Below are 21,946 nucleotides of genomic sequence, written 5' to 3'. Positions count from 1 at the left end.
TCCGGCCTCGTTGGCCCCGGTGCGTGTCAACAACGTCATGCCCTCCTACACCTAGCCGCGCCGCGCGACGGATCGCCGGTCCCGGATAGGCTCGGTCCATGTCCGAGACCGCGCCCGCTGCACCCCGCGAGGAGGCGACGATCCTGCACGTGGACATGGACGCGTTCTTCCTGTCCGTCGAGCTGCGCGAACGGCCCGACCTCGAGGGGCGTCCCGCCGCCGTCGCCGCCCCGAGCGGCCGGTCCGTGGTGCTCTCCGCCTCGTACGCGGCGCGGGCCTACGGGGTCCGCTCGGCGATGCCCCTGGCGCACGCCCGCGCCCTGTGCCCGCCCCTCGTGGTCATCCCGCCGCGCCAGCAGCTCTACCGGGCCGTCTCCGCCGAGGTGATGGCCGTGCTCGCGGACGTGACCCCCGTGATGGAGCAGCTCAGCGTGGACGAGGCGTTCCTCGACGTCGCCGGCGCCCGCCGCCGGCTCGGCCCGCCCGAGCACATCGGCCACCTGATCCGGGAGCGCGTCCGCTCCGCGCTGGGGCTGCCGTGCACCGTGGGCGGATCGGCCGTGAAGTTCGTGGCCAAGACGGCGTCCACCGCGGCCAAGCCCGACGGCCTGCTGATCGTGCCGCCGGAGCGCACCCTGGACTTCCTCCATCCGCTGCCCGTGGGCCGGCTGTGGGGCGTGGGCCCCAAGGCGGCCGAGCGGCTCGCCCGGCGGGGGGTGGCGACCATCGGCGACCTCGCCCGGGTGGACCCCGCGCGGCTGGAGGCATCGTTCGGGGCCGCCGGCCGGGAGTGGGCGTCGCTCGCCCGGGGCATCGACCCGCGCCCCGTCGCCCCGCGCCCGGCGGCCCGCAGCATCGGCGCGGACCACACCTTCGACGTCGACCCCGTCGACGTCGCGGGCGTCGACCCGGAGGTCCTGCGCCTGTGCCACCGGGTCGCGGCCCGGCTGCGTGCGGAGCAGGTCACCGCCGGCGCGGTCACAGTCCGCCTCAAGGCGCCGGACGGGTCGGTCCGCAGCCGCACCGCCCGCCTCGCCCGGCCGACCGCCACGGGCCACGACCTCCTCGGCCCGGCGCGGCGGCTCGTCCGCGAGCTGCACGCCGAACGGCCGCATCCGGTCCGGCTCGTGGGCGTGCGCGCCGAGCGCCTCGGGGACGAGGCCGATCAGCCCCCGGCCCAGGAGGCGCTCTTCGGCGGTCCCGCCTGGGGGACGGAGGGCGAGGCGTCGGAGGCGGGCGACTGGGCCGGTGCCGAGGCCGCCCTGGACGCCGTCGCCCGGCGCTTCCCGACGGCGGCCGTGCGGCCGGCGTCGCTGCTGGGTCGCCGCGAGGCCCGCGCCGACGCCCGCCGGGACGCGCCGCGGCCGGGCCCCGGAGGCCCGGACCGGGAGTGAGGGGTTCCGGGGCCGGCGACGTCGCCACCTGGCTGGGGTGGGGCGGCAGGTCCTATCCTGGAGGGCAAGTCGGACGCGCGGGCGTCCCCTCCCGGTCCCGGAGGTGTCGGAGGCCGCGTTCGAAGGAGTCGCCATGCCCCTCTCAGAGCATGAGCAGCGGATGCTGGACCAGCTGGAGCAGCAGCTGCGCACCGAGGACCCCCGGCTGGCCACCCAGATGGCGGACACGGGGCGGCATCGGCTGCCCGTGGGTCGCGTCGTGGCCGGGGCCGTCCTCGCCGTGGTCGGGCTGCTCGTCGTGGTCCTCGGGGTCGCCCACCACGCGATCCTCCTGGGCGTGCTCGGCGTCGTCGTCATCGGGGCCGGCATCTTCCTGCTGACCACGCGGCCGCGCGCCGTCGCCTCCGGGGCCTCGGGCCCGGTGGCCCGACGGTCGGGCGCACCGCGACGGCAGGGGGGCGGCGACTTCATGGGCCGCCTCGAGCGGCGCTGGGACGAGCGGCGGGCCCGAGGCGACTGAGCGCCTGGCCCGCCGGGCCCCCACCCTCCTCCACTCCAGGCCCCGATCCGCTCCGGATCGGGGCCTTTGCGCTGCCCGAGGCCCCGTCGTCGCCGCGGCCCTCCGCCGGGGGCCCACCGGTCCTCCACTTCCCTCCACGGCGACGCCGGCCCCGGGACCCGCGGGATGGCGTGCCGGACCCGGAAGCCTCGACACGCCCGTGGCGCCGGGACCCGCGTTCCTGGGTTGATGGTGGAGGGAAGTGGGGTAATGTGGAGGAAAGGAGAGAGCATGGGTCCCGACCTTGGTCGGGAGGGACCGCTCGACGAGCCAGGGGGTGTGCCGTGTTCTTGGGCACGTACACCCCCCGGCTCGACGAGAAGTCCCGGCTGATCCTCCCCGCCAAGTTCCGCGAGGAGCTGGCGGAGGGGCTGGTCCTGACCCGGGGTCAGGAGCGCTGCATCTACGTGTTCAGCGCTCGTGAGTTCGAGCGGGTCCACGAGCAGATGAGGTCGGCTCCACTGTCCTCCCGCCAGGCCCGTGACTACATCCGCGTCTTCCTCTCGGGGGCGTCGGACGAGGTCCCGGACAAGCAGGGTCGGGTGACCGTGCCGGCGCCGCTGCGGCAGTACGCGGGGCTGGACCGGGACGTGACCGTGATCGGCGCGGGGACGCGGGTGGAGATCTGGGACTCGGAGTCCTGGAACACCTACCTCGCCGAGCAGGAAGCCGCCTTCTCCGAGACCGACGAGGACGTCCTGCCCGGCGTCTTCTGACCGTGACCACCCGACCTCGAGCGCGACCTCCAGCCGACGCCGCCGCACCTGACCCGTCTTCCCCTGGGCCAGGCGCGGCGGCGGACGGATGGGGATCCCGCCCGAGGTCCGCCAGGACCGCGATGTGAGCAGGAGGTCGAGAGTGGACGCAGGCCAGCCGCGCCCCGAGGACCGCCACCTGCCCGTGATGCGGGACCGCGTCGTCGACCTCCTCGCCCCCGCCGTCCAGGCCGCGCTCGAGGCCGGCCGCACGCCCGTCGCCGTCGACGGCACGCTGGGCATGGGCGGGCACACCGAGGCCCTGCTGGCCCGGTTCCCCCAGCTGCGCGTCATCGGCATCGACCGCGACGCCCACGCCCAGGCCATGGCCGCCGAGCGCCTCGGCCCCCTCGCCGACCGTCTGATCCCCTTCCACGGCACCTACGACCGGGTGCCCGAGGCCATGGCCGCCGCGGGCGTCACGAAGGTCGACGCCGCGCTCTACGACCTCGGCGTGTCCTCCTACCAGCTGGACGACCGGGAGCGTGGCTTCGCCTACTCCTACGACGCTCCGCTGGACATGCGCATGGACGACACCGCCGAGCGCTCCGCCGCGACGCTCGTGGCGGAGCTGGACGAGCAGGAGCTGCGCCGGATCATCCGTCGCGACGGTGAGGAGCGCTTCGCCGGCCCCATCGCACGGGCCATCGTCCGGGCCCGCGCCGAGGCCCCCATCGAGACCACCGGCCGCCTCGTCGAGGTGATCCGCTCGGCCGTCCCCGTCGCCGCGGGGGCCACCGGCGGGCACCCGGCCAAGCGCACCTTCCAGGCCCTGCGCATCGCCGTGAACGAGGAGCTCGACATCCTCGACGCCGCCGTGCCCGCCATCCTCGACGCCCTCCACGTGGGCGGCCGCCTCGTGGTGATGAGCTACCACTCCCTCGAGGACCGCATCACGAAGCGGCATCTGAGCGCGTGGGCCACGTCCACGGCGCCCCCGGGGTTCCCGGTGGTGCTGGAGGAGCACGAACCCGTGGTGCGGGTGCTCACCCGCGGCACCGAGAAGCCCACCGAAGAAGAAATCTCAGAGAACCGTCGCGCCTCCTCCGCGAAAGTGCGTGCGGTTGAGAAGATCAGGACGTCCAGGACCACGGCATGACGCTGCACGAGGAGATGAGCATGGCCGCACACGCACGGATCGCAGAGTCGCTGCGCCCCGGGTCGACCCCCGTCGCCCCCGCGCGGCCGGCTCCGCAGGAGCGCACGCCGCTCTCGGTGGTGCCCGCCCCGCTGCCCCGATCCCGCTCCGGGGTGACCGTGCTGTGCGTCCTCGTGGTGCTCGCCGCGCTCGCGGCGGTGCTCGTCATGAACATCACCATGTCCAACCGGCAGTACGCCCTCCTCGACCTGCGCCAGGAGCAGCAGGCCGTCACCGAGACCAATGAGCGGCTGGCCGAACAGGTGGGCCACCTCGAGGCGCCGCAGAACCTGGCCGCGCGCGCCGACGCCCTCGGGATGGTCGCCCCCGCCGGCACCGCCTCCGTGGACGCGGGCACGGGCGAGTTCAGCGGCGAGGCCCAGGCGGCCCAGGACGGCGACGTCTCCGCCACCTACGTCGCGCCGCCGGCGGACGCGGACGCGGTCCGCCAGGGGGCGTCCGACGACGGCCAGGACGAGATCGAGGGACCGCGCACCCTCGGCGGCGAGGACGCCTCCGCCGCCCCCGACCAGGACGCCGCCGACCGTTGATCGACCGTCCCGCCTCGCACCTTCCCCGCGGCGGATCGACGGTCGGGCCCGCTCCCGGGCACCCCGCCGTGCGCACCCGCATCCTTCTCCTGCTCGTCTTCGTCCTGCTCGGCGGGCTCGCACTGCGGCTCGTCTACGTGCAGGGCATCGACCCCACGGGGCAGGCCGCGGCGGCCATGGACCAGCGCCTGACCCACCAGGAGACCCTGCCGCAGCGCGGGTCCATCCTGGACCGCGACGGCGACGTGCTGGCCGCCAGCGTGCGCCGCTACGACATCGTCGTGGACCAGCGCCTCGTCAAGGACTTCAACGAATGGGACCGCGAGGCCCGGGAGACCGTGCTGGTGGACGTGGACTCCCGCCTGGCCAGCCTGGCCGAGGTGCTCGGCATGTCGGAGGAGGAGGTGCGCGAGGCCACCATCGGCTCCCGCCCGTACGCCGTGGTGCGTCGCTCCGTGACCCCGGAGGTGCGGGACAAGGCCATGGCGCTCAACGTGCCGGGCCTGCTCTCCGAGGCGGTGGACCGCCGCACCTACCCGAACGGGTCGGTCGCCGGCAGCATCATCGGCTTCATGGGTGGCGACGGCACCGCCCTCGAGGGCCTCGAGCTCAGCCAGGACGACGTCATGACCGGCACCCCGGGCACCCGCACGTTCGAGGTGGGCGCGGACGGCATCCGCATCCCCAACGCCCCGCTCGAGGAGGTTCCGGCCGTGGACGGCGCCGACCTGCGCCTGACCGTGGACAAGGACGCCCAGTGGTTCGCGCAGGAGACCCTCGGCGCCCTCGCCGCCGAGTACGACGCGGAGTGGGCGAACGCCGTCGTGATGGACGTGAAGACGGGCGACGTGATCGTCATGGCGGACTCCACCACGGTGGACCCCGCCGACCCCGACGCCACCGAGGGGAACTTCCGCACCTCCACCGTGATGAGCACCCCGTACGAGCCGGGCTCCACGGGCAAGGCGCTGCCGATCGCGGCCGCCGTCGACGCCGGGAAGGTCACCGCCACGGACGGCTTCACCGTCCCCAGCAGCCAGGACTTCGACGGGCAGACCATCCGGGACTTCTCCCCGCACCCGACGTTCGACATGACCGTGGCAGGCATCTACGCGCGCTCCTACAACACGGGCACGGTGCAGATCGCCGAGAAGATCACGGACGAGCAGCGCTACGAGTACATGCGCTCCTTCGGGGTCGGCCAGCCCATCGACCTCGGCCTGCCGCAGCAGGCGGGCAGCGTCCTCGTCCCGCCCGAACAGTGGGACGGCCGCCAGCGCCTGACCACGGCCTTCGGCCAGGGCTACACCCAGACCACCCTGCACACCGCCCAGATGTACCAGGCCCTCGCCAACGGCGGCGTGCTGATCCCGGCCCGGCTGATCGACGCCACGGTGGACGGCGACGCCGCGGAGAAGCGCTGGGAGTCGTCCGCGGAGCCCCACCGCGTGGTCTCCGAGGAGACGGCGGCGCAGATGCTCCGCATGATGGAGACCGTCGTGACGCAGGGCACCAGCAAGGCCGCCGCGATCCCCGGGTATCGCGTGGGCGGCAAGTCCTCCACCGCCGAGGCCGCGAGCGACACCGGCACGTACGACGGCTACAACCTCGGCTTCACCGCCGTCGCCCCGCTCGACGACCCCCGCTTCGTGGTGTCCGTGTCCATGCATCGGCCGCCGTCGAAGCAGGGCTCCCGGGACGTGTCCATCGCGGCCGCCACGATCATGGAGTACATGCTCCGCCAGGCGGACGTGCCCGCCACCGGAGCCGAGCCGAACGACTACCGCGTCTTCGTGGACGATCCACAGGACCGGCCGTGGTGACCCACGCCTCCGGCCCCGAGCACCCCAGGAGCACCCCCATGACCACCCCGAGTGACCCCCCTGCTCCGCTGACCCCGGCCCAGCAGGACGCCGCCTTCCGGCCCTCCCACACCCCCGCCACGCCCTGGCCCGCCCTCGCACAGGCGCTGGCCGGGGCGGGGATCGCGGCCCACGTCCACGGCGCGGCCCCGGCCGACGGCGTCACGGGGGTCAGCCTCGACTCGCGTGTCGTGCGCCCGGGCGACCTCTACGTCGCCGTCCCGGGGGCGCGCGCCCACGGCGCGGCGTTCGCGGCCACGGCGCTGGAGGCCGGCGCCGTCGGCGTCCTGACGGACGCGGCGGGCCGCGCGCTCCTGGCGGAGCAGGGCCTGGTCGACGTCCCGGTGCTCGAGGTCGACGCCGTGCGCACCGCCGCCGGCACCGTGGCGGCCCGCGTCTACGGCGGCGGGGGCGACGCCGGCCCGCGCCTGCTCGGCGTGACCGGCACCAACGGCAAGACCACCACGAGCTTCCTCGCCGCCGCCCTGCTCGAGGCCCTGGGGCGCCGGTCGGGCATCGTGGGCACGATCCTGATCCGCGCGGGGGAGCGGGAGGTCCCCTCCACGCTCACCACGCCCGAGGCCACCCAGCTGCACGCCCTCATGGCGCTCATGCGCGAGGAGGAGGTGGACACCGCCGTCATGGAGGTCTCCTCCCACGCCGTGGCGTACCAGCGGATCGCCGGCCTGCGCTACGCGGTGGCCGGGTTCACCAACCTGACCCAGGACCACCTGGACATGCACGGCTCGATGCAGGAGTACTTCGCGGCCAAGGCCGGTCTGTTCGACCCCGCCCGCACCGACCACGCCGTCATCACGCTCGACGGCGGCGAGGGGCCCCGCTGGGGCGTCGCCATGGCCCGGGCCGCCGACGCTCCCGTCACCACGCTCGCCCTCGGGCCGGCCGCGCCGACGCCGGGCGCCCTGGCCGACCACGACCCCGGCCTCCGGGCGGACTGGGAGGTCGCCGAGCTCGCGCCGGACGGCCTCGGCCACCGCTTCACGCTGCGCCACGCGGCCACGGGCCGGGAGCTGCGGGCCTCCGTCGGTCTGCCGGGCCGCTTCAACGTGGCCAACGCGGCCCTCGCGGTCCTGCTCGTGCTGCACGCCGTGGGGGAGGAGCACCTGGACACGCTCGCCGCCGTCCTGGACGTGCCCGCGGGCGAGGGCCCCCTGGCCGCCGCCGTCCCGGGGCGGATGGAGGTCGTGGGCCGCGAGCCGGACGCCGTCGTCGACTTCGCGCACAACCCGGACGGCATGGTCCAGGCGCTGCGCTCCCTCGCTGACGCCCGGGCGGCGGCCGGGACGCGCGGCCGCACCCTGATCGTGTTCGGCTCCGCCGGTGACCGTGACCGTGACAAGCGGCCCGTGATGGGCGCGATCGCGGCCCGGGCGGCGGATGTGGTGATCGTCACCGACGACACCCCCCACTCGGAGGACCCGGCCCCGATCCGTGCCCACATCCTCGCCGGCGCCCGCGCCGAGGCCGACCGCATCGCGCGGGAGGAGGGCCGCACGGTCGTGATCGAGGAGGTGGCCGACCGCGCCGCGGCCATCCGCCGCGCCGTGGAGCTGGCGGGGCCGCAGGACGGCATCCTCCTGGCCGGCCGCGGGCACGAGACCACGATGGACTACGACGGCGAGCTCGTCCCGCTGGACGACCGGGTGGCCCTGCGCGAGGCCCTGGCCGCCGGTGCCGCTGTGGTCTCCGCCTCGGGCTCCGGCCCAGCCCGCGAGGGTAAGGTCATCGAGTCATGATCGCTCTCACCGCAGCCCAGATCGCCGAGGCCGTGTCCGGCACCCTCTCGGCCACCCTCGACCCCGCCACCGTGCTGGTGCACGCCACCCCCGACTCGCGGGAGGTCACCGCCGAGGGCACGCTCTACCTGGCGAAGCCGGGGGAGCGCGCCGACGGCCACGACTTCATCGACGCCGCGCTGGGCGCCGGCGCCGCCGCCGTGCTCGCCGAGCGCGCCACGCACGCCCCCGACGGCGCCGCGCACCCGGCGATCATCGTGGAGGACGCCGTGCTCGCGATGGGCGCGCTCGCCCGCGAGATCGTGCGCCGCGTCCGGGAGCACTCCCCGACCACCGTCATCGGCATCACCGGCTCGGCCGGCAAGACCACCACGAAGGACCTGCTCGCCGCGCTGCTGGCCACCCAGGGCCCCACCGTCGCACCGGTCGGCTCGTACAACGGCGAGGTCGGCGTGCCGCTCACGGTGTTCCGGGCGGAGCTGGACACGCGCTTCCTCGTGGTCGAGATGGGCGCGGACCACGTCGGCAACATCGCGTACCTCTGCGACATCGTGCGCCCGGACATCGGCGTCGTGCTCATGGTGGGCACCGCCCACGCGGGCAGCTTCGGCGGCGTGGCGAACATCGCGCGCACCAAGGGCGAGCTCGTGGAGGCCCTCGGCCCCGACGGCGTCGCCGTCCTCAACCTCGACGACGAGCGTGTCGCCGGCATGGCGGCGCGGACCGCCGCCCCGATCACCTGGTTCACCGCGGACGAGCGGGGCGTCGCCCGCGCGGCCGAGGACGTGGCCGCCGGCCGTGCGTCGGGCCTCGTCGCCGCACGGGACGTGCGAGCCGACGACCAGGAGCGCCCCGTGTTCGACCTGCAGGTCGGGACGGATGAGGCCGCCGTGCGGCATCCGGTCGCCTCCGGACTGACCGGCCTGCACCACGTGCACAACGTGCTGGCCGCCGCGGCGGCCGCCCACGCCGCCGGCATGGACCCGGCCGAGATCGCCCGTGGTCTCGACGGGCTCGGGCCCGCCAGCCGCTTCCGGATGGAGCGCACCGACCGCGCGGACGGCGTCACGATCATCAACGACGCGTACAACGCCAACCCCGAGTCCATGCGCGCCGCGCTGCGGACGCTGGCCACCCTCGGCCGCTCCAGCGGCCGCCGCACCTGGGCCGTCCTGGGGGAGATGCTCGAACTCGGCGATGCCCGCGTCCGTGAGCACACCCTCGTGGGCGAGTCCGTGGTGCGCCTGAACATCGCCCAGCTGCTGGTGGTGGGCGCCGGGGCCCGGCCGCTCTACATCGGCGCCCTCAACGAGGGCAGCTGGGGCGAGGAGGCGCACTTCGTCGACGACGCCGCGCAGGCCGAGGCGTTCCTCGCCGAGCACCTGCGCCCCGGCGACCTCGTCCTCGTCAAGTCCTCCAACGGCGTCGGGCTCGCGGCCCTCGGCGAGCGCCTCGCCACGGCCGACGCCGTCGCCGCCCCCTCCGCCTCCCCGAAGGAGTCCCGACCGTGATCGGACTGCTCATCGGCGGCGTGCTCGGCCTGGTCCTCTCGGCCGCCGGCACCCCGCTGTTCATCCGGTTCCTCGTCAAGCGCGGATACGGCCAGTTCGTCCGCGACGACGGCCCGACCACCCACAAGACCAAGCGCGGCACGCCCACGATGGGCGGCGCGGTCATCATCGGGTCCCTCGTGCTGGCGTATCTGATCACCCACGGGCTGCTCGCGGTGCTCGGCGTCGACTTCGGCGGGCCCACGGCCTCCGGCCTCATCCTGTTGCTGCTCACCGTGGGCATGGCCTTCGTCGGGTTCGTGGACGACTTCACGAAGATCACGAAGCAGCGCTCGCTCGGCCTGACGCCGCGCGGCAAGATCATCCTCCAGGCCCTGATCGGCACCGCCTTCGCCGTCCTCGCCCTGAACTTCCCGGACGAGCGGGGCCTGACCCCCGCCTCGACGGCGATCTCCTTCGCCCGGGACGTCCCGTGGCTCGACCTGGCCTTCGCCGGACCCGCGATCGGCGTCATCCTGTTCGTGATCTGGTCGAACCTCATCACCACCGCCACCACGAACGCCGTGAACCTCACGGACGGCCTCGACGGGCTCGCCACGGGCGCCACCGCCATGATCACGGGCGCCTACGTCCTGATGTCGCTCTTCCAGGCGAGCCAGTCGTGCGCGCTCGAGGGCACACGCGGCTGCTACGAGGTCCGCGACCCCATGGACCTCGCCCTGCTCGCGGCGATCCTCACGGGCAGCCTGCTGGGCTTCCTCTGGTGGAACACCTCCCCGGCCAAGATCTTCATGGGGGACACCGGCTCCCTGGGCCTGGGCGGCGCCCTGGCCGGCTTCGCGATCTTCACGCGCACCGAGATCCTGGTGGCCGTGCTGGCCGGCCTCATGGTCGCGATCACCCTCTCCGTCATCATCCAGGTGGGCTGGTTCAAGGTCTCCGGCGGCAAGCGCGTGTTCCTCATGGCGCCGCTGCAGCACCACTTCGAGCTCAAGGGCTGGGCCGAGGTGACCGTCGTGGTCCGCTTCTGGCTGCTGTCCCTGATGTGCGTCACCGTGGGGCTCGCGATCTTCTACGGCGACTGGCTCATCCGCCAGGGCGGCCTCGCGGGGGTGACCCCGTGACCGGCCCCGCGTCCGACGCCGCGCCCGCACCGGTGCGCCGGCCCCGCGCCGACACCGCCCGCACCGCCGACCTCACGTCCTGGGACGCCCCGGGGTGGGCCGGCCTGCGCGTCGTCGTCACGGGCCTGGGCGTCACCGGCTTCTCCGTGGCCGACACCCTGGCCGAGCTGGGCGCCGCCGTCGTGGTGGTGGACGGCGACGACGGCCCCGAGAACCGGGCGCGCGCCGAGACCCTGCGGATCGTGGGGGTCCGCGAGGTCCTGCTCGACCGGGCGGCCACGCAGGCGCTGCCCGAGGTCGACGGCGCCGCCGCGGACCTCGTCGTGACCTCCCCGGGCTGGCGTCCGGACCAGCCGCTGCTGATGGCCGCCCACGCGGCGGGCCTGCCGATCTGGTCCGACGTCGAGCTGGCCTGGCGGCTGCGCGAGCGCGCCGGCCGGAAGACCGCCGACTGGGTGTGCCTGACGGGCACGAACGGCAAGACGACCACCGTGACGATGGTCGAGGCCATCCTGCGGGCGGACGGCCGTCGGGCGGTGGCCTGCGGCAACGTCGGCACCCCCGTGCTCGACGCGATCCGCGACCCGGAGGGCTTCGACGTGCTCGCCCTCGAGCTCTCCAGCTTCCAGCTGCACTGGACGCACGGACTGGCGCCGGCGTCATCGGCGGTGCTGAACCTGGCCGAGGACCACGTGGACTGGCACGGCTCGATGGACGAGTACGCCGCCGCCAAGGGCAAGGTGTATGCGAACACGCGGGTGGCCTGCGTGTTCAACGAGCAGGACCCGCTGACCCGCACCCTCGTGGAACGCGCGGACGTCCAGGAGGGCTGCCGCGCGATCGGCTTCACCACGGACACCCCGGGCCTGTCCGACATCGGCGTCGTGGACGGGATCCTCGTGGACCGTGCGTTCCTGGACAACCGGCGTCACGAGGCGATCGCCCTGGCCGAGCGCGCCGACCTGGGCCCGGTGGCGCCGCGCCACACCATGGCCAACGCGGCCGCCGCGGCGGCGCTGACCCGGGCCGTCGGGGTGAGCCCCGCGGCCGTGGCCGAGGGCCTGCGCGCCTACGACCGCGGCGAGCACCGCATCCAGCTCGTGGCCACCTCCCGCGACGTCATGTGGGTCAACGACTCCAAGGCGACGAACCCGCACGCCGCGGACGCGTCGCTGGCGGCGTTCAGCTCCGTGGTGTGGCTGGCCGGCGGCCTGCCCAAGGGCGTGACCTATCACGAGCTGGTGGCCGCGCACGCCGACCGGCTCCGCGCGGTGGTGCTCCTGGGCAGGGACACCTCGGCCCTGCGCGCGGCCCTGGCCGCGCACGCCCCCGAGGTCCCCGTCCACGCCCCCCTCACCGCGGCCGACGGCACCGGCCCCGCCGACGGTGCGGCCGTGATGGCCGAGGCGGTGCGCGTGGCCGACGGCCTGGCCCGCCCCGGCGACACCGTGCTCATGGCGCCCGCCGCGGCGTCGATGGACCAGTTCCGCTCCTACGCGGCCCGCGGCGAGGCGTTCATCGAGGCCGTCGCCGGGCTGATGCGCGAGCACGGCTGGGACGTGCACGACGACGCCGCGCCCGACGCCGACTGACCCGCCGCCCACCCGACCGTCTCGCTTCCCCCGTGAGGAGGGCCATGTCCCCGATCGAGCTCCGCCCGGTGCGCTCCGGCGCGGACGACGACGCCCCCGAGCACCGGGAGCGGCTCCTGCGCCGGATGTGGCGGGTCCTCGAGGGTCGCCGCGCCCTCGACCTGTCGGTCCTGCTCATCAGCGGCTGCACCGCCCTGCTCACGGTGCTGGGCCTCGTGATGGTGCTCTCCTCGTCCTCCGTCGAGGCGATCGGCACCGGCGGCGGCTCGTACGCTCTGTTCCTGCGCCAGACCGCCTGGGCGGTGGCGGGCGTGGCGGCCCTGCTCGTGTTCTCGCGCCTGCCGGTGCGCGTCTTCAAGGCGCTCGCCTGGCCGGCGTTCGGCGTGGCCGTGATCCTGCTCGCGCTGGTCGCGTTTTCCCCGCTCGGGGTCACCGTGGGCGGCAATCGCAACTGGCTCGGCATCGGCGGGTTCCGGATGCAGCCCTCCGAGGCCGCCAAGCTCGCCCTGGCCCTGTGGGCGGCGGCGGTCCTGGAGCGCAAGCACCGCCTTGTCACCCAGGTGCGGCACGCGCTGATCCCGGTGCTGCCCGGCGGCCTGTTGCTGCTGGTCCTGGTGATGGCGGGCAGCGACCTCGGGACCGCGATCATCCTCGCGCTCGTGCTGGCCACGGTGCTGTACGTGGCCGGCACCCACTGGGGGGTCTTCCTCACCTTCCTGGCGCTGAGCGTGCTGAGCATCCTGGCCCTGACCCTCCTCGCCCCGCACCGCATGGTCCGGGTGCAGGCCTGGCTGGGGGACTGCTCCGACGCCACCGACCCCTGCTTCCAGCCGGCGCACGGGATGTACGCCCTGGCCTCGGGCGGCTGGTGGGGCGCGGGCCTCGGCCAGTCCCGCCAGAAGTGGAGCTACATCCCGGAGGCCGAGAACGACTTCATCTTCACCATCCTCGGCGAGGAGCTCGGGCTCGTGGGCACGCTGGTGGTGCTGCTGGCCTACCTCGGCCTGGCGATCGGCATCTACCGCGTCGCCGCCGGGACCACGTCCACGTTCATCCGCCTGTCCACGTGGGGGATCCTGGCCTGGCTGGTGGGCCAGGCGTCCGTCAACATCGCGATGGTCTCCGGGATCATCCCCGTGGTGGGCGTCCCGCTGCCCTTCATCTCCTATGGTGGTTCCGCGCTCACCCTGTCCTTGAGCGCGGTCGGCATCGTGCTGGCCTTCGCCCGCCACGAGCGTCGCCGTGCCGCGCAGCCGGACGCCCGCCCGCAGGCGGAGGAGCCGGACACCGACCCCCTCCCCGTGATCCCCACCCCCGTCCTCCAGGAGCCCCGATGACGCAGACCTCTCATCCCTCCGGACCCCTGCGGGTGGTGCTGGCCGGCGGCGGCACCGCCGGCCACATCTCCCCGATGCTCGCGATCGCCCGCGCCCTGGAGGATGACGGCGGCGGCCCCGTCGAGTGCACCATGGTCGGCACCGCCTCCGGCATGGAGACGCGTCTCGTCCCCGAGGCGGGCTACGAGCTCGACCTGATCGACCGGGTCCCGATGCCGCGCCGCCCGTCGATGGACGTCGTCCGCTTCCCGGCCCGCATGCGCGCCGCGGTCGCCACGGCGGCCCGGATCCTGCGGGACCGGCGCGCCGACGTCGTCGTGGGCGTGGGCGGCTACGTCGCCACCCCCGTGTACCTCGCCGCGTTCCGGGCCGGTGTGCCCGTGGTGGTCCACGAGGCCAACGCCCGCCCCGGCCTGGCCAACCGCATCGGCGCCCTGCGGGCCACGCACGTCGGCACCGCCCTGCCGGACACCCGCCTCCGCGGCGCCCGCTGGGTGGGCATGCCGATGCGCCCCGAGATCTCCGGCCTGGACCGGGCGGCCGCCGGCCGTGCCGCCCGTGAGGCCCTCGGCCTCGACCCGGACCGGACCACCGTCGTGGTGACCGGCGGCAGCTCGGGTGCGCTGGCCGTGAACCGCACCGTGCGCGCCGCGCTGGGCGACCTCCTCGACGCCGGTCTGCAGGTCTTCCACCTGACCGGGCGGGACAAGGCCCTCACCGAGGACGACGGCAGCCTCCTGGTCCGGGACGGCTACGTCCAGCGGGAGTACCTGGCGGGCATGGAGCAGGCCTACGCCGCCGCCGACCTGATCGTCGCCCGCTCGGGCGCCGGCACGGTCTGCGAGGTGTCCGCGGTCGGCCTGCCCGCCGTCTACGTCCCCCTGCCCATCGGCAACGGCGAGCAGGCGCTCAACGCCCGCCCCGTGGTGGAGGCGGAGGGTGCGCTGCTCGTCCGCGACGACGCCTTCGGGCGCGCGTGGGTGCAGCGTCAGCTGATCCCGCTGGCGACCGACCCCGAGCGTCTGGCGCGCATGGGGGAGGCGGCCGCCCGCTTCGGCGTCCGGGACGCGGACGTCACCATGGCCGGCCTCGTGCGCTCGGCCGCCCAGGAAGGAGCCCGGCGATGAGCCGCGACGAGAGCACCCGTCCCGCGGCCGAGGGCCGCTTCGCCGACCTGGGCCGCGTGCACCTGCTGGGGATCGGCGGCGTGGGCGTGTCGGGGGTCGCCCGCATCCTCCAGGAGCAGGGCGTCGCGGTGTCCGGCTCCGACGCGAAGGACCTGCCCGTAATGCGCGAGCTCGCCGCGGGCGGCGCCCGGATCACGGTCGGCTACGACGCCGCGCACCTCGGCCGGGACGTCACCACGGTGATCGCCTCCTCGATCGCCGGGCCGGGCAACCCGGAGCACGACGCCGCCGTGGCACGCGGACTGCGCGTGCTGCACCGTTCCGAGGGCCTCGCCCTGGCCATGCGCGGCCACCGGGTGCTGGCCGTCGCCGGCACGCACGGGAAGACCACCACGTCCTCCATGGCCGCCATGGCCTTCTCCGACGCCGGCTGGGACCCCACGTTCGCCGTCGGCGCCGCCGTCGCCGGGCTCGGCACCAACGCCCGGGCGGGCCGGGGCGAGTGGTTCATCGCGGAGGCCGACGAGTCCGACGGCACCCTGGTGAACTACCCGAGCACGATCGGGATCGTCACGACCGTGGAGGCCGACCACCTGGACCACTACGGGACCGAGGAGGCGGTGCACCAGGTCTTCCGGGACTTCGCGGGCGGGCTGCCAGCCGCCGCCCAGGGCGGGGTCCTCGTGGCCTGCCTCGACGACGCCGGCGCGGCGGAGCTCGCCGCGTGGGCCCGTGACAACGCGGCCGCCGACGTCGTGACCTACGGCACGGCGCCCCGCGACGGCGTGGTGCCGGACCTGCTGGTCACCGACCTCGCGGTGGAGCCGGGCGAGACCGGAGTGGGCCAGCGCGCCACGTTCCGGATGGCGGACGGGCCGGAGCGCACCCTGCACCTGCAGGTGCCCGGCCGGCACAACGCGCTGAACGCCGCCGCCGTGGTCCTGGCCGCCGTCCGGGCGGGCATGGCCTTCGAGGCCGCCGTGCGGGGCGTCGAGGCCTTCCGGGGCACGGCCCGCCGATTCGAGTTCCGTGGCGCCGCGCGCGGCGTGCGGGTCTTCGACGACTACGCGCACCATCCCACGGAGGTGGCCGCCGCGGTCTCCGCCGGCCGTGCCGTGGCCGGTGACGCCCGCGTGCACGTCCTGTTCCAGCCCCACCTGTTCTCCCGCACCCGGGACTTCGCCGCCGAGTTCGCCGCCGCCCTCTCCGGGGCGGACGCGGTGCGCGTGCTGCCCGTGTACGCGGCTCGGGAGGAGCCGATGCCCGGCGTCGACTCGTCCCTCATCGCCTCCCGCCTCACCACGGGCGCCGCCGAGGACCGTGTCGTCGCCGAGGACCGCGCCGAGGCGGTGCGCTCGCTCGCGGCGGGCGCCACGGCCGGCGACGTCGTCCTGACGATGGGCGCGGGGGACGTCACCGCCTTGGGTGCGGACCTGCTGGCCGAGCTCGGTCGGGACGCGGCGCCCGGCGTCGCCCACCCGTGAGGCTCGGCCGCGGGACGCCGCCGGTCGCACCAGCCGGGGCCGACGCCTCCACCGTGGTCCGATTCCCGGGCCGCACCGCGCGCCGGCGCCGCGCCACGCGCTGGGGTGTGGCGGCCGCGGTCCTCGCGGTGCTGACCGCCCTGGGCTGGGTCGTGTTCTTCTCGCCCGTGCTCGCGGTGGACCGCGTCGAGGTCACCGGCACCCGCCATGTCTCCGCCGCCGAGGTCCAGGAGCGCCTGGAGCCCGTGTACGGCGTGCCGCTGTCCCGCGTCGGCGCCGGCTGTGTGGGCGAGCTGGTCGGTGGTCTGCCCGGAGTGGCCGAGGTCCAGACCGTTCCCCGCCTGCCCACCGGCCTGGAGGTCGTGGTCCGGGAGCATGAGACGCGGGCCCGGCGGGACGGCGACGACGGTGTGCAGCTGCTGCTCGCAGACGGCACCGTCCTGACGGGAGTGCCGGAGGAACGGCTCGAGGGCGAGGACCTCCCCGCGTTCTCGGAGGAGCTGGCGCAGCGGGCGCAGGAGGAGCGCGCCGAGGTGGCCGAGGTGCTGGCCGCCCTGCCGGAGGCCGTGGCGGATCGTGTCGAGACGGCCGACTCCCGGGGCCCGGGCCAGGTCCGTCTGGCGCTCGAGGGTGGGGTGACCCTGGTCTGGGGCGACGCGCAGGACGCCGGCCTCAAGGGGTCCGTGGCCGAGGCGTTCCTGGCGGACGAGCGGCACGGGTCCGCGGCGGGCGGCGTCGCCGAGATCGACGTCTCCGTGCCCACGCGGCCGATCACGCGCTGAACCGGGGCCACAGGAGTCTCCAGTAGAACGTGAAGGTGAAGGTCGGGGCGCGGGGCCTCATGCGAGTCGGGGTGCCATCACTGCGGAGGCTCGTCCTTCGAGTCTCACGTGAAAGTTGATGTTGAGGGCGTCTTTTCCGCGTGGACACGCCGTTTTCTTTTGCGCGTGACGCGGGCCTCCCAGTACGGTGGATCCGAACGCGCGCGAGGCTCGCTTCACGCTGTGCTTGAAGGTGTCCACCCCGGGTGGCCGCCGATCACCGGGGCGATGTGCCTCGCGCTGACCTCTCGAGATCTCGAACAAAGGGAACCAACACCGTGGCTGCACCCCAGAACTACCTGGCCGTCATCAAGGTCGTCGGCATCGGCGGCGGCGGCGTGAACGCCGTGAACCGCATGATCGAGGTGGGGCTCCGCGGCGTGGAGTTCATCGCCATCAACACGGACGCCCAGGCGCTGCTGATGTCGGACGCGGACGTGAAGCTGGACGTGGGCCGCGAGCTCACCCGTGGACTCGGCGCGGGTGCGAACCCCGAGGTCGGCCGCCAGGCCGCCGAGGACCACGCGGAGGAGATCGAGGAGGTCCTGCGGGGCGCGGACATGGTGTTCGTGACCGCGGGCGAGGGCGGCGGCACCGGCACCGGCGGAGCGCCCGTCGTGGCCCGCATCGCGCGCTCGCTCGGCGCCCTGACCATCGGCGTCGTGACCCGTCCGTTCACGTTCGAGGGCCGCCGTCGCGCCGGCTCCGCCGAGGCGGGCATCGACGCCCTGCGGGACGAGGTCGACACCCTCATCGTGATCCCGAACGACCGCCTGCTGTCCATCTCGGACCGCAACGTCTCGGTCATGGACGCCTTCCGTCAGGCGGACCAGGTGCTCCTCTCCGGCGTCCAGGGCATCACCGACCTGATCACCACCCCGGGCCTGATCAACCTCGACTTCGCGGACGTGAAGTCCGTGATGCAGGGCGCGGGCTCCGCGCTCATGGGCATCGGCCACGCGCAGGGCGAGGACCGCGCCGTCAAGGCGGCCGAGCTGGCGATCGCCTCGCCGCTGCTCGAGGCCTCCATCGACGGCGCGTACGGTGTGCTGCTCTCCATCCAGGGCGGCTCCGACCTCGGCCTCTTCGAGATCAACGAGGCCGCGCGACTGGTCCAGGAGGTCGCCCACCCGGAGGCCAACATCATCTTCGGCGCGGTCATCGACGACGCCCTCGGCGACGAGGTGCGCGTGACCGTGATCGCCGCGGGCTTCGACAAGGTGGACGTCACCTCCGCCCCGGCCGCCCCGCAGGCCGTGCAGCAGCAGGCGGCCCCGCAGCGGGCCGCGGCCCCCGCGCAGCCGCAGCCCGTCCCCGCCCAGCCGCAGCCGGCCGCCCCGGCCCCGCCGCAGCAGGCCGAGCGCCCCGCCGTGCGCGGCACCGTGCCGCTGGCCCCGCAGGAGCAGCAGCCGCGCCGCCAGCAGGACCTGCCCACCGTGGTGGAGCCGGACCTCGGCGCCGGGTCCTCGGACCTGGACGTCCCGGACTTCCTCAAGTGACGGCCGCGGAGGGGCCGGCCGGGACCACACGGGTCCCCGCCGGCCCCTTCGTGCACCGCGAGACCGTCCGCACCGCGACGGGCGCCGTGCACGTCGCCTGGACCTCCGTGGCCGCCGGCAACCTCGCGCTGCACGTGGTCCCGCCGGACGAGGCCGAGGGGCTCGCTCGCGTCAGCGCCGCCCGTCGCGCCCTGGAGCGCGTGATGGGGGTCCCCGAGGGCGCCACGCTCTATCTGGACCAGGTGCACTCGGCCGACGTCGTGTGGGCGGACGGGCCCGGGCGCGGCGGTGCCCCGGCCCCCGTGGCCGACGCCGCCGTGAGCCGCGACGGGTCCCGGCCGCTGGCCGTCATGGTGGCCGACTGCCTCCCCGTGGTCCTCGTCGACGAGACGACCGGCGCGACCGCCGTGGCCCACGCCGGGCGACGCGGGCTGCTGGAGGGCGTCCTGGAGGCGACCGTCGATCGGCTGCTCTCCCTGCGTCCGGAGGCCGACCGAGCCGGTCCCGGCCTGCGCGCCTGGATCGGCCCCGGCGTGTGCGGCCGCTGCTACGAGGTGCCCGCGGCCATGCGCGACGACGCCGCCGCCCGCCTCCCGGCGACCGCCGCCACCACGTCCTGGGGCACCCCCGCCCTCGACCTGCCCGCCGGCGCCGCGGAGGTCCTCCGTGCCCGCGGGGTGGCCGCCGCGACGATCGACGTGTGCACGCGGGAGGACGAGCGCCTGTTCTCGCACCGTCGGGCGCCCGGTGAGGGCCGGTTCGCCGGCCTCGTCTGGCGCGCCGACCCCGACGCCACCACCCCGAGAGGAGACGCATGACCGCCCCCGCCACCGCCGGGCCGACCCCGACGGACCCCCGCGCCCGGGAGATCGCCGACGCGCTCGCCGCGGTGCACTCCCGCATCGCCGACGCCGCGCGGGACGCCGGGCGCGAGGCGGAGCCCGCGCTCGTCGTCGTGACCAAGACCCACCCCGCCGAGGACGTCGTGCGCCTCGCCGCGCTCGGCGTGACCGACGTGGGGGAGAACCGCGACCAGGAGGCCCGGCCCAAGGCCGAGGCCGTCGCCGCGGCCCTGGGGGCGGACGCCCCGCGCTGGCACTTCGTGGGCCAGCTGCAGACCAACAAGGCCAAGTACGTGGTGCGCTACGCGTCCGTGGTGGAGTCGGTGGACCGACCCGAACTGGCCGAGGCGCTCTCGCGGGCGCTCGTGCTGCGGCGCGAGCGCGAGCCCGAGGCCGCGATCCCCGACCTGGAGTGCCTCGTGCAGGTGGACGTCGACGACCGCGCCGACGAGGACCGTCCCGAGGGGATCGGTCCGCGCGGCGGCGCCCGCCCCGAGGACGTCGCCGCCCTCGCGGCCGTCGTCGCCGGCCTGCCGGGTCTGCGGCTGGGCGGGCTGATGTGCGTGGCACCGCGCGGCCTGGACCCGGAGGACGCGTTCCGCCGGCTCGCCGCTCTCGGCGCGCGCGTGCGGCAGACGCATCCGGAGGCCACCGCGCTGTCGATGGGGATGAGCGCGGACCTCGAGGCGGCCGTGCGCGCCGGGGCGACACAGGTGCGCATCGGCTCCGACGTTCTGGGGGCCCGGGACGCGGTGGGCTAACGTTGACCCCGCGCGTCCCGGCGGGACGCGACAGGACCGTGCGGACGCACGCGCACCGACGACGAACGACGGCGGCCCCCGGGGCCGGAGGACGTGGTGAAGGAAGACTCATGGCTGGTGCCCTGAAGAAGACGATGATCTACCTCGGCCTGGCCGACGGCGACGAGTACGACGAGCAGCCCCGTGCCACCGAGCGGGAGACCGCGCCCCGACACGAGGTCGTCGAGGCGCGCCGCCCCGCGGAGCCGGACACCGACCCCCACATGGAGGCCGTCCGCCCGACTGCGGTCCGCGATCCCGAGCCGGCCGAGCGGCCGGAGCCCGTGACCCCGTCCGGCTCCACCGCGGCCGATCCCGTCGAACCCCGGCGTCCGGCGCGTCCCGAGCCGGCCGACCCGGGCTACCGGGCCCCGGTGACCCCCATCAAGCGAGCCGCAGCGTCGTCTGCCGAAGGAGCCTCCGTGCACACCCTGTCCACCGTCCACCCCCGCTCCTACAACGACGCGAAGGCGATCGGCGAGGCCTTCCGCTCCGGCGTCCCCGTGATCATGAACGTGACCGACCTCGGTGAGAACGAGGCCAAGCGCCTCGTGGACTTCGCGGCCGGCCTCGTCTTCGGCCTGCACGGCTCGATCTCCCGCATCACCAGCAAGGTGTTCCTGCTGACCCCGGCCACCGTGGACGTCGTCGGCGCCGAGCAGGGCGAGTCCGGCGCGGCCGACTCCCCGTTCGACGGCGACTGAGGCGCCCATGCAGCTGCTCCTCGCCCTCGCCTACCTCGCCCTGACGGTGGTGCTCGCGGCGCTGACCGTGCGGATCGTCCTGGACGTCACGCAGTCGTTCGCCCGCCACTGGCGCCCCACCGGGGCGGCCCTCGTGCTGGCCAGCGGCGTGTACGGGGCCACCGATCCGTTGCTGCGCCCCGTGCGTCGTGCCGTGCCGCCGGTGAACCTGGGCGGCATCGGCCTGGACGTGGCCTTCCTCATCGTGTTCCTCGGCGTCGTCCTGCTGCGGGTCCTGGTGCTGAGCCTGGCCGGCGTGGCCTGACCCGCGGCCCGGGGCGGCTGTCGGCCCCGGTGGTAGTCTTCGCGGCAGGATCGGCGCCGCCCCTCACCGGCGCGCCGACCGCCGACGCGCCGGGCCGCCCGGCCGTCCCCGAGCACCGAGCAGAGAGCGAGACGGTTCCATGGCGCTGTCCTGGGAAGACGTGGTCAACAAGCAGTTCCAGCCCACGAAGTTCCGCGAGGGCTACGACCAGACCGAGGTGGATGACTTCCTCGACGAGATCGTGGCGGAGTTCAAGCGCCTGATCGCCCTCAACGAGCAGCTCGAGTCCGAGAACGCGGAGCTGCGCGCCGGCGGCGCCGCCCCGGCCGCCGGCCCCGCTGCGGACACCCCGGAGGCCGCCGCGACCCCGGCCTCCGCCGAGGAGTCGGCCCCGGCCGCCGCCCCCGAGTCCGCCGACGCGGCCGCGACCTCCGCCGCCGGCGTCCTGGCCATGGCCCAGCGGCTGCACGACGAGCACGTCGCCGCGGGCGAGCAGCGCAGCACCGAGCTCGTCGCCGAGGCCGAGGCCACCGCGGCCCGGCTCGTCAGCGACGCCGAGGAGCAGAAGGCCCGCACCCTCGAAGCCCTGGCCGAGGAGAAGGCCGGCCTGGAGGGCGAGGTCGAACAGCTGCGCAGCTTCGAGACCGACTACCGCAGCCGCCTCACCTCCTACATCGAGGGCCAGCTGCGCGAGATCCGCGCCCAGAAGCGCGTCGAGCCCCCCACGCCCACGGCGTGAGCCGAGCCGTCGACGCCGCGCCGGCCCCGCGATCCCCTCGCGCGGG

At 75.1% G+C, this 21,946-nt stretch carries 20 protein-coding genes; all 20 read left to right on the top strand.

The window, feature by feature from the left end; all coding sequences use genetic code 11:
* Window positions 1-98: 98 nt before the first annotated feature.
* The 20 genes from dinB (at window position 99) to NR072_RS02355 (ending at window position 21,900) form a co-directional block, all read left to right on the top strand.
* The gene (gene dinB / locus NR072_RS02450; protein ID WP_256836006.1) at window positions 99-1,394 is read left to right on the top strand and encodes a DNA polymerase IV; all 1,296 of its coding nucleotides are present in this window, start codon (window positions 99-101) and stop codon (window positions 1,392-1,394) included.
* A 133-nt stretch (window positions 1,395-1,527) separates the two neighbouring features.
* Window positions 1,528-1,914 carry a DUF3040 domain-containing protein gene (locus NR072_RS02445; RefSeq protein ID WP_256836005.1) on the top strand — a complete coding sequence of 129 codons (387 nt, stop codon included), beginning with the start codon at window positions 1,528-1,530 and terminating at the stop codon, window positions 1,912-1,914.
* Window positions 1,915-2,237: 323 nt separating this feature from the next.
* A complete protein-coding gene (mraZ, locus tag NR072_RS02440; protein WP_002854575.1) occupies window positions 2,238-2,669 on the top strand; it encodes a division/cell wall cluster transcriptional repressor MraZ in 432 nt (143 codons plus the stop codon).
* A 142-nt stretch (window positions 2,670-2,811) separates the two neighbouring features.
* Window positions 2,812-3,807, top strand: a complete 996-nt coding sequence (gene rsmH, locus NR072_RS02435; protein WP_073116573.1) for a 16S rRNA (cytosine(1402)-N(4))-methyltransferase RsmH — start codon at window positions 2,812-2,814, stop codon at window positions 3,805-3,807.
* The gene (locus NR072_RS02430) at window positions 3,804-4,397 is read left to right on the top strand and encodes a hypothetical protein (RefSeq protein ID WP_144879636.1); all 594 of its coding nucleotides are present in this window, start codon (window positions 3,804-3,806) and stop codon (window positions 4,395-4,397) included. The genes rsmH and NR072_RS02430 overlap by 4 nt, the downstream gene beginning before the upstream one ends.
* A 68-nt stretch (window positions 4,398-4,465) precedes the next feature.
* Window positions 4,466-6,220 (top strand): penicillin-binding protein 2, encoded by a 1,755-nt coding sequence (locus tag NR072_RS02425; RefSeq protein WP_240335720.1) that lies wholly within the window; start codon window positions 4,466-4,468, stop codon window positions 6,218-6,220.
* Window positions 6,221-6,258: 38 nt separating this feature from the next.
* Window positions 6,259-8,016 (top strand): Mur ligase family protein, encoded by a 1,758-nt coding sequence (locus NR072_RS02420; RefSeq protein ID WP_256836004.1) that lies wholly within the window; start codon window positions 6,259-6,261, stop codon window positions 8,014-8,016.
* The gene (gene murF / locus NR072_RS02415) at window positions 8,013-9,527 is read left to right on the top strand and encodes a UDP-N-acetylmuramoyl-tripeptide--D-alanyl-D-alanine ligase (protein WP_256836003.1); all 1,515 of its coding nucleotides are present in this window, start codon (window positions 8,013-8,015) and stop codon (window positions 9,525-9,527) included. The genes NR072_RS02420 and murF overlap by 4 nt, the downstream gene beginning before the upstream one ends.
* Window positions 9,524-10,651 carry a phospho-N-acetylmuramoyl-pentapeptide-transferase gene (gene mraY / locus NR072_RS02410; protein ID WP_060973595.1) on the top strand — a complete coding sequence of 376 codons (1,128 nt, stop codon included), beginning with the start codon at window positions 9,524-9,526 and terminating at the stop codon, window positions 10,649-10,651. The genes murF and mraY overlap by 4 nt, the downstream gene beginning before the upstream one ends.
* A complete protein-coding gene (gene murD / locus NR072_RS02405; RefSeq protein ID WP_060973594.1) occupies window positions 10,648-12,243 on the top strand; it encodes a UDP-N-acetylmuramoyl-L-alanine--D-glutamate ligase in 1,596 nt (531 codons plus the stop codon). Before mraY ends, murD begins: the two co-directional genes overlap by 4 nt.
* A 44-nt stretch (window positions 12,244-12,287) precedes the next feature.
* A complete protein-coding gene (gene ftsW, locus NR072_RS02400; RefSeq protein ID WP_044659504.1) occupies window positions 12,288-13,580 on the top strand; it encodes a putative lipid II flippase FtsW in 1,293 nt (430 codons plus the stop codon).
* On the top strand, window positions 13,577-14,707 hold the full coding sequence (gene murG / locus NR072_RS02395; protein WP_041102719.1) for an undecaprenyldiphospho-muramoylpentapeptide beta-N-acetylglucosaminyltransferase: 1,131 nt from the start codon (window positions 13,577-13,579) through the stop codon (window positions 14,705-14,707). Before ftsW ends, murG begins: the two co-directional genes overlap by 4 nt.
* Window positions 14,704-16,191, top strand: coding sequence for a UDP-N-acetylmuramate--L-alanine ligase (gene murC / locus NR072_RS02390; protein ID WP_041102720.1), 1,488 nt, complete (start codon window positions 14,704-14,706; stop codon window positions 16,189-16,191). The genes murG and murC overlap by 4 nt, the downstream gene beginning before the upstream one ends.
* Before the next feature lie 53 nt (window positions 16,192-16,244).
* A complete protein-coding gene (locus NR072_RS02385) occupies window positions 16,245-16,973 on the top strand; it encodes a cell division protein FtsQ/DivIB (RefSeq protein WP_051995230.1) in 729 nt (242 codons plus the stop codon).
* Between the two features lie 317 nt (window positions 16,974-17,290).
* On the top strand, window positions 17,291-18,511 hold the full coding sequence (ftsZ, locus tag NR072_RS02380; protein ID WP_182488389.1) for a cell division protein FtsZ: 1,221 nt from the start codon (window positions 17,291-17,293) through the stop codon (window positions 18,509-18,511).
* Complete coding sequence (locus tag NR072_RS02375; RefSeq protein WP_060974345.1) at window positions 18,508-19,329, top strand: polyphenol oxidase family protein; 822 nt, start codon at window positions 18,508-18,510, stop codon at window positions 19,327-19,329. Before ftsZ ends, NR072_RS02375 begins: the two co-directional genes overlap by 4 nt.
* Window positions 19,326-20,114: a YggS family pyridoxal phosphate-dependent enzyme gene (locus tag NR072_RS02370; protein ID WP_061867225.1), complete on the top strand. Its 789-nt coding sequence runs from the start codon at window positions 19,326-19,328 to the stop codon at window positions 20,112-20,114. The genes NR072_RS02375 and NR072_RS02370 overlap by 4 nt, the downstream gene beginning before the upstream one ends.
* A 110-nt stretch (window positions 20,115-20,224) precedes the next feature.
* Window positions 20,225-20,857, top strand: coding sequence for a cell division protein SepF (gene sepF / locus NR072_RS02365; protein WP_061867226.1), 633 nt, complete (start codon window positions 20,225-20,227; stop codon window positions 20,855-20,857).
* A gap of 7 nt (window positions 20,858-20,864) precedes the next feature.
* Window positions 20,865-21,161: a YggT family protein gene (locus tag NR072_RS02360; RefSeq protein ID WP_049146938.1), complete on the top strand. Its 297-nt coding sequence runs from the start codon at window positions 20,865-20,867 to the stop codon at window positions 21,159-21,161.
* A gap of 139 nt (window positions 21,162-21,300) precedes the next feature.
* Window positions 21,301-21,900 (top strand): DivIVA domain-containing protein, encoded by a 600-nt coding sequence (locus tag NR072_RS02355; RefSeq protein ID WP_036314182.1) that lies wholly within the window; start codon window positions 21,301-21,303, stop codon window positions 21,898-21,900.
* Window positions 21,901-21,946 lie beyond the last annotated feature (46 nt).

The organism is Micrococcus sp. Mcc89, from assembly GCF_024519795.1.
Classification (GTDB): Bacteria; Actinomycetota; Actinomycetes; order Actinomycetales; family Micrococcaceae; genus Micrococcus; species Micrococcus luteus.
The sequence above is the reverse complement of the archived record's forward strand: the minus strand, read 5'-3'. Positions and strand labels throughout refer to the sequence as shown.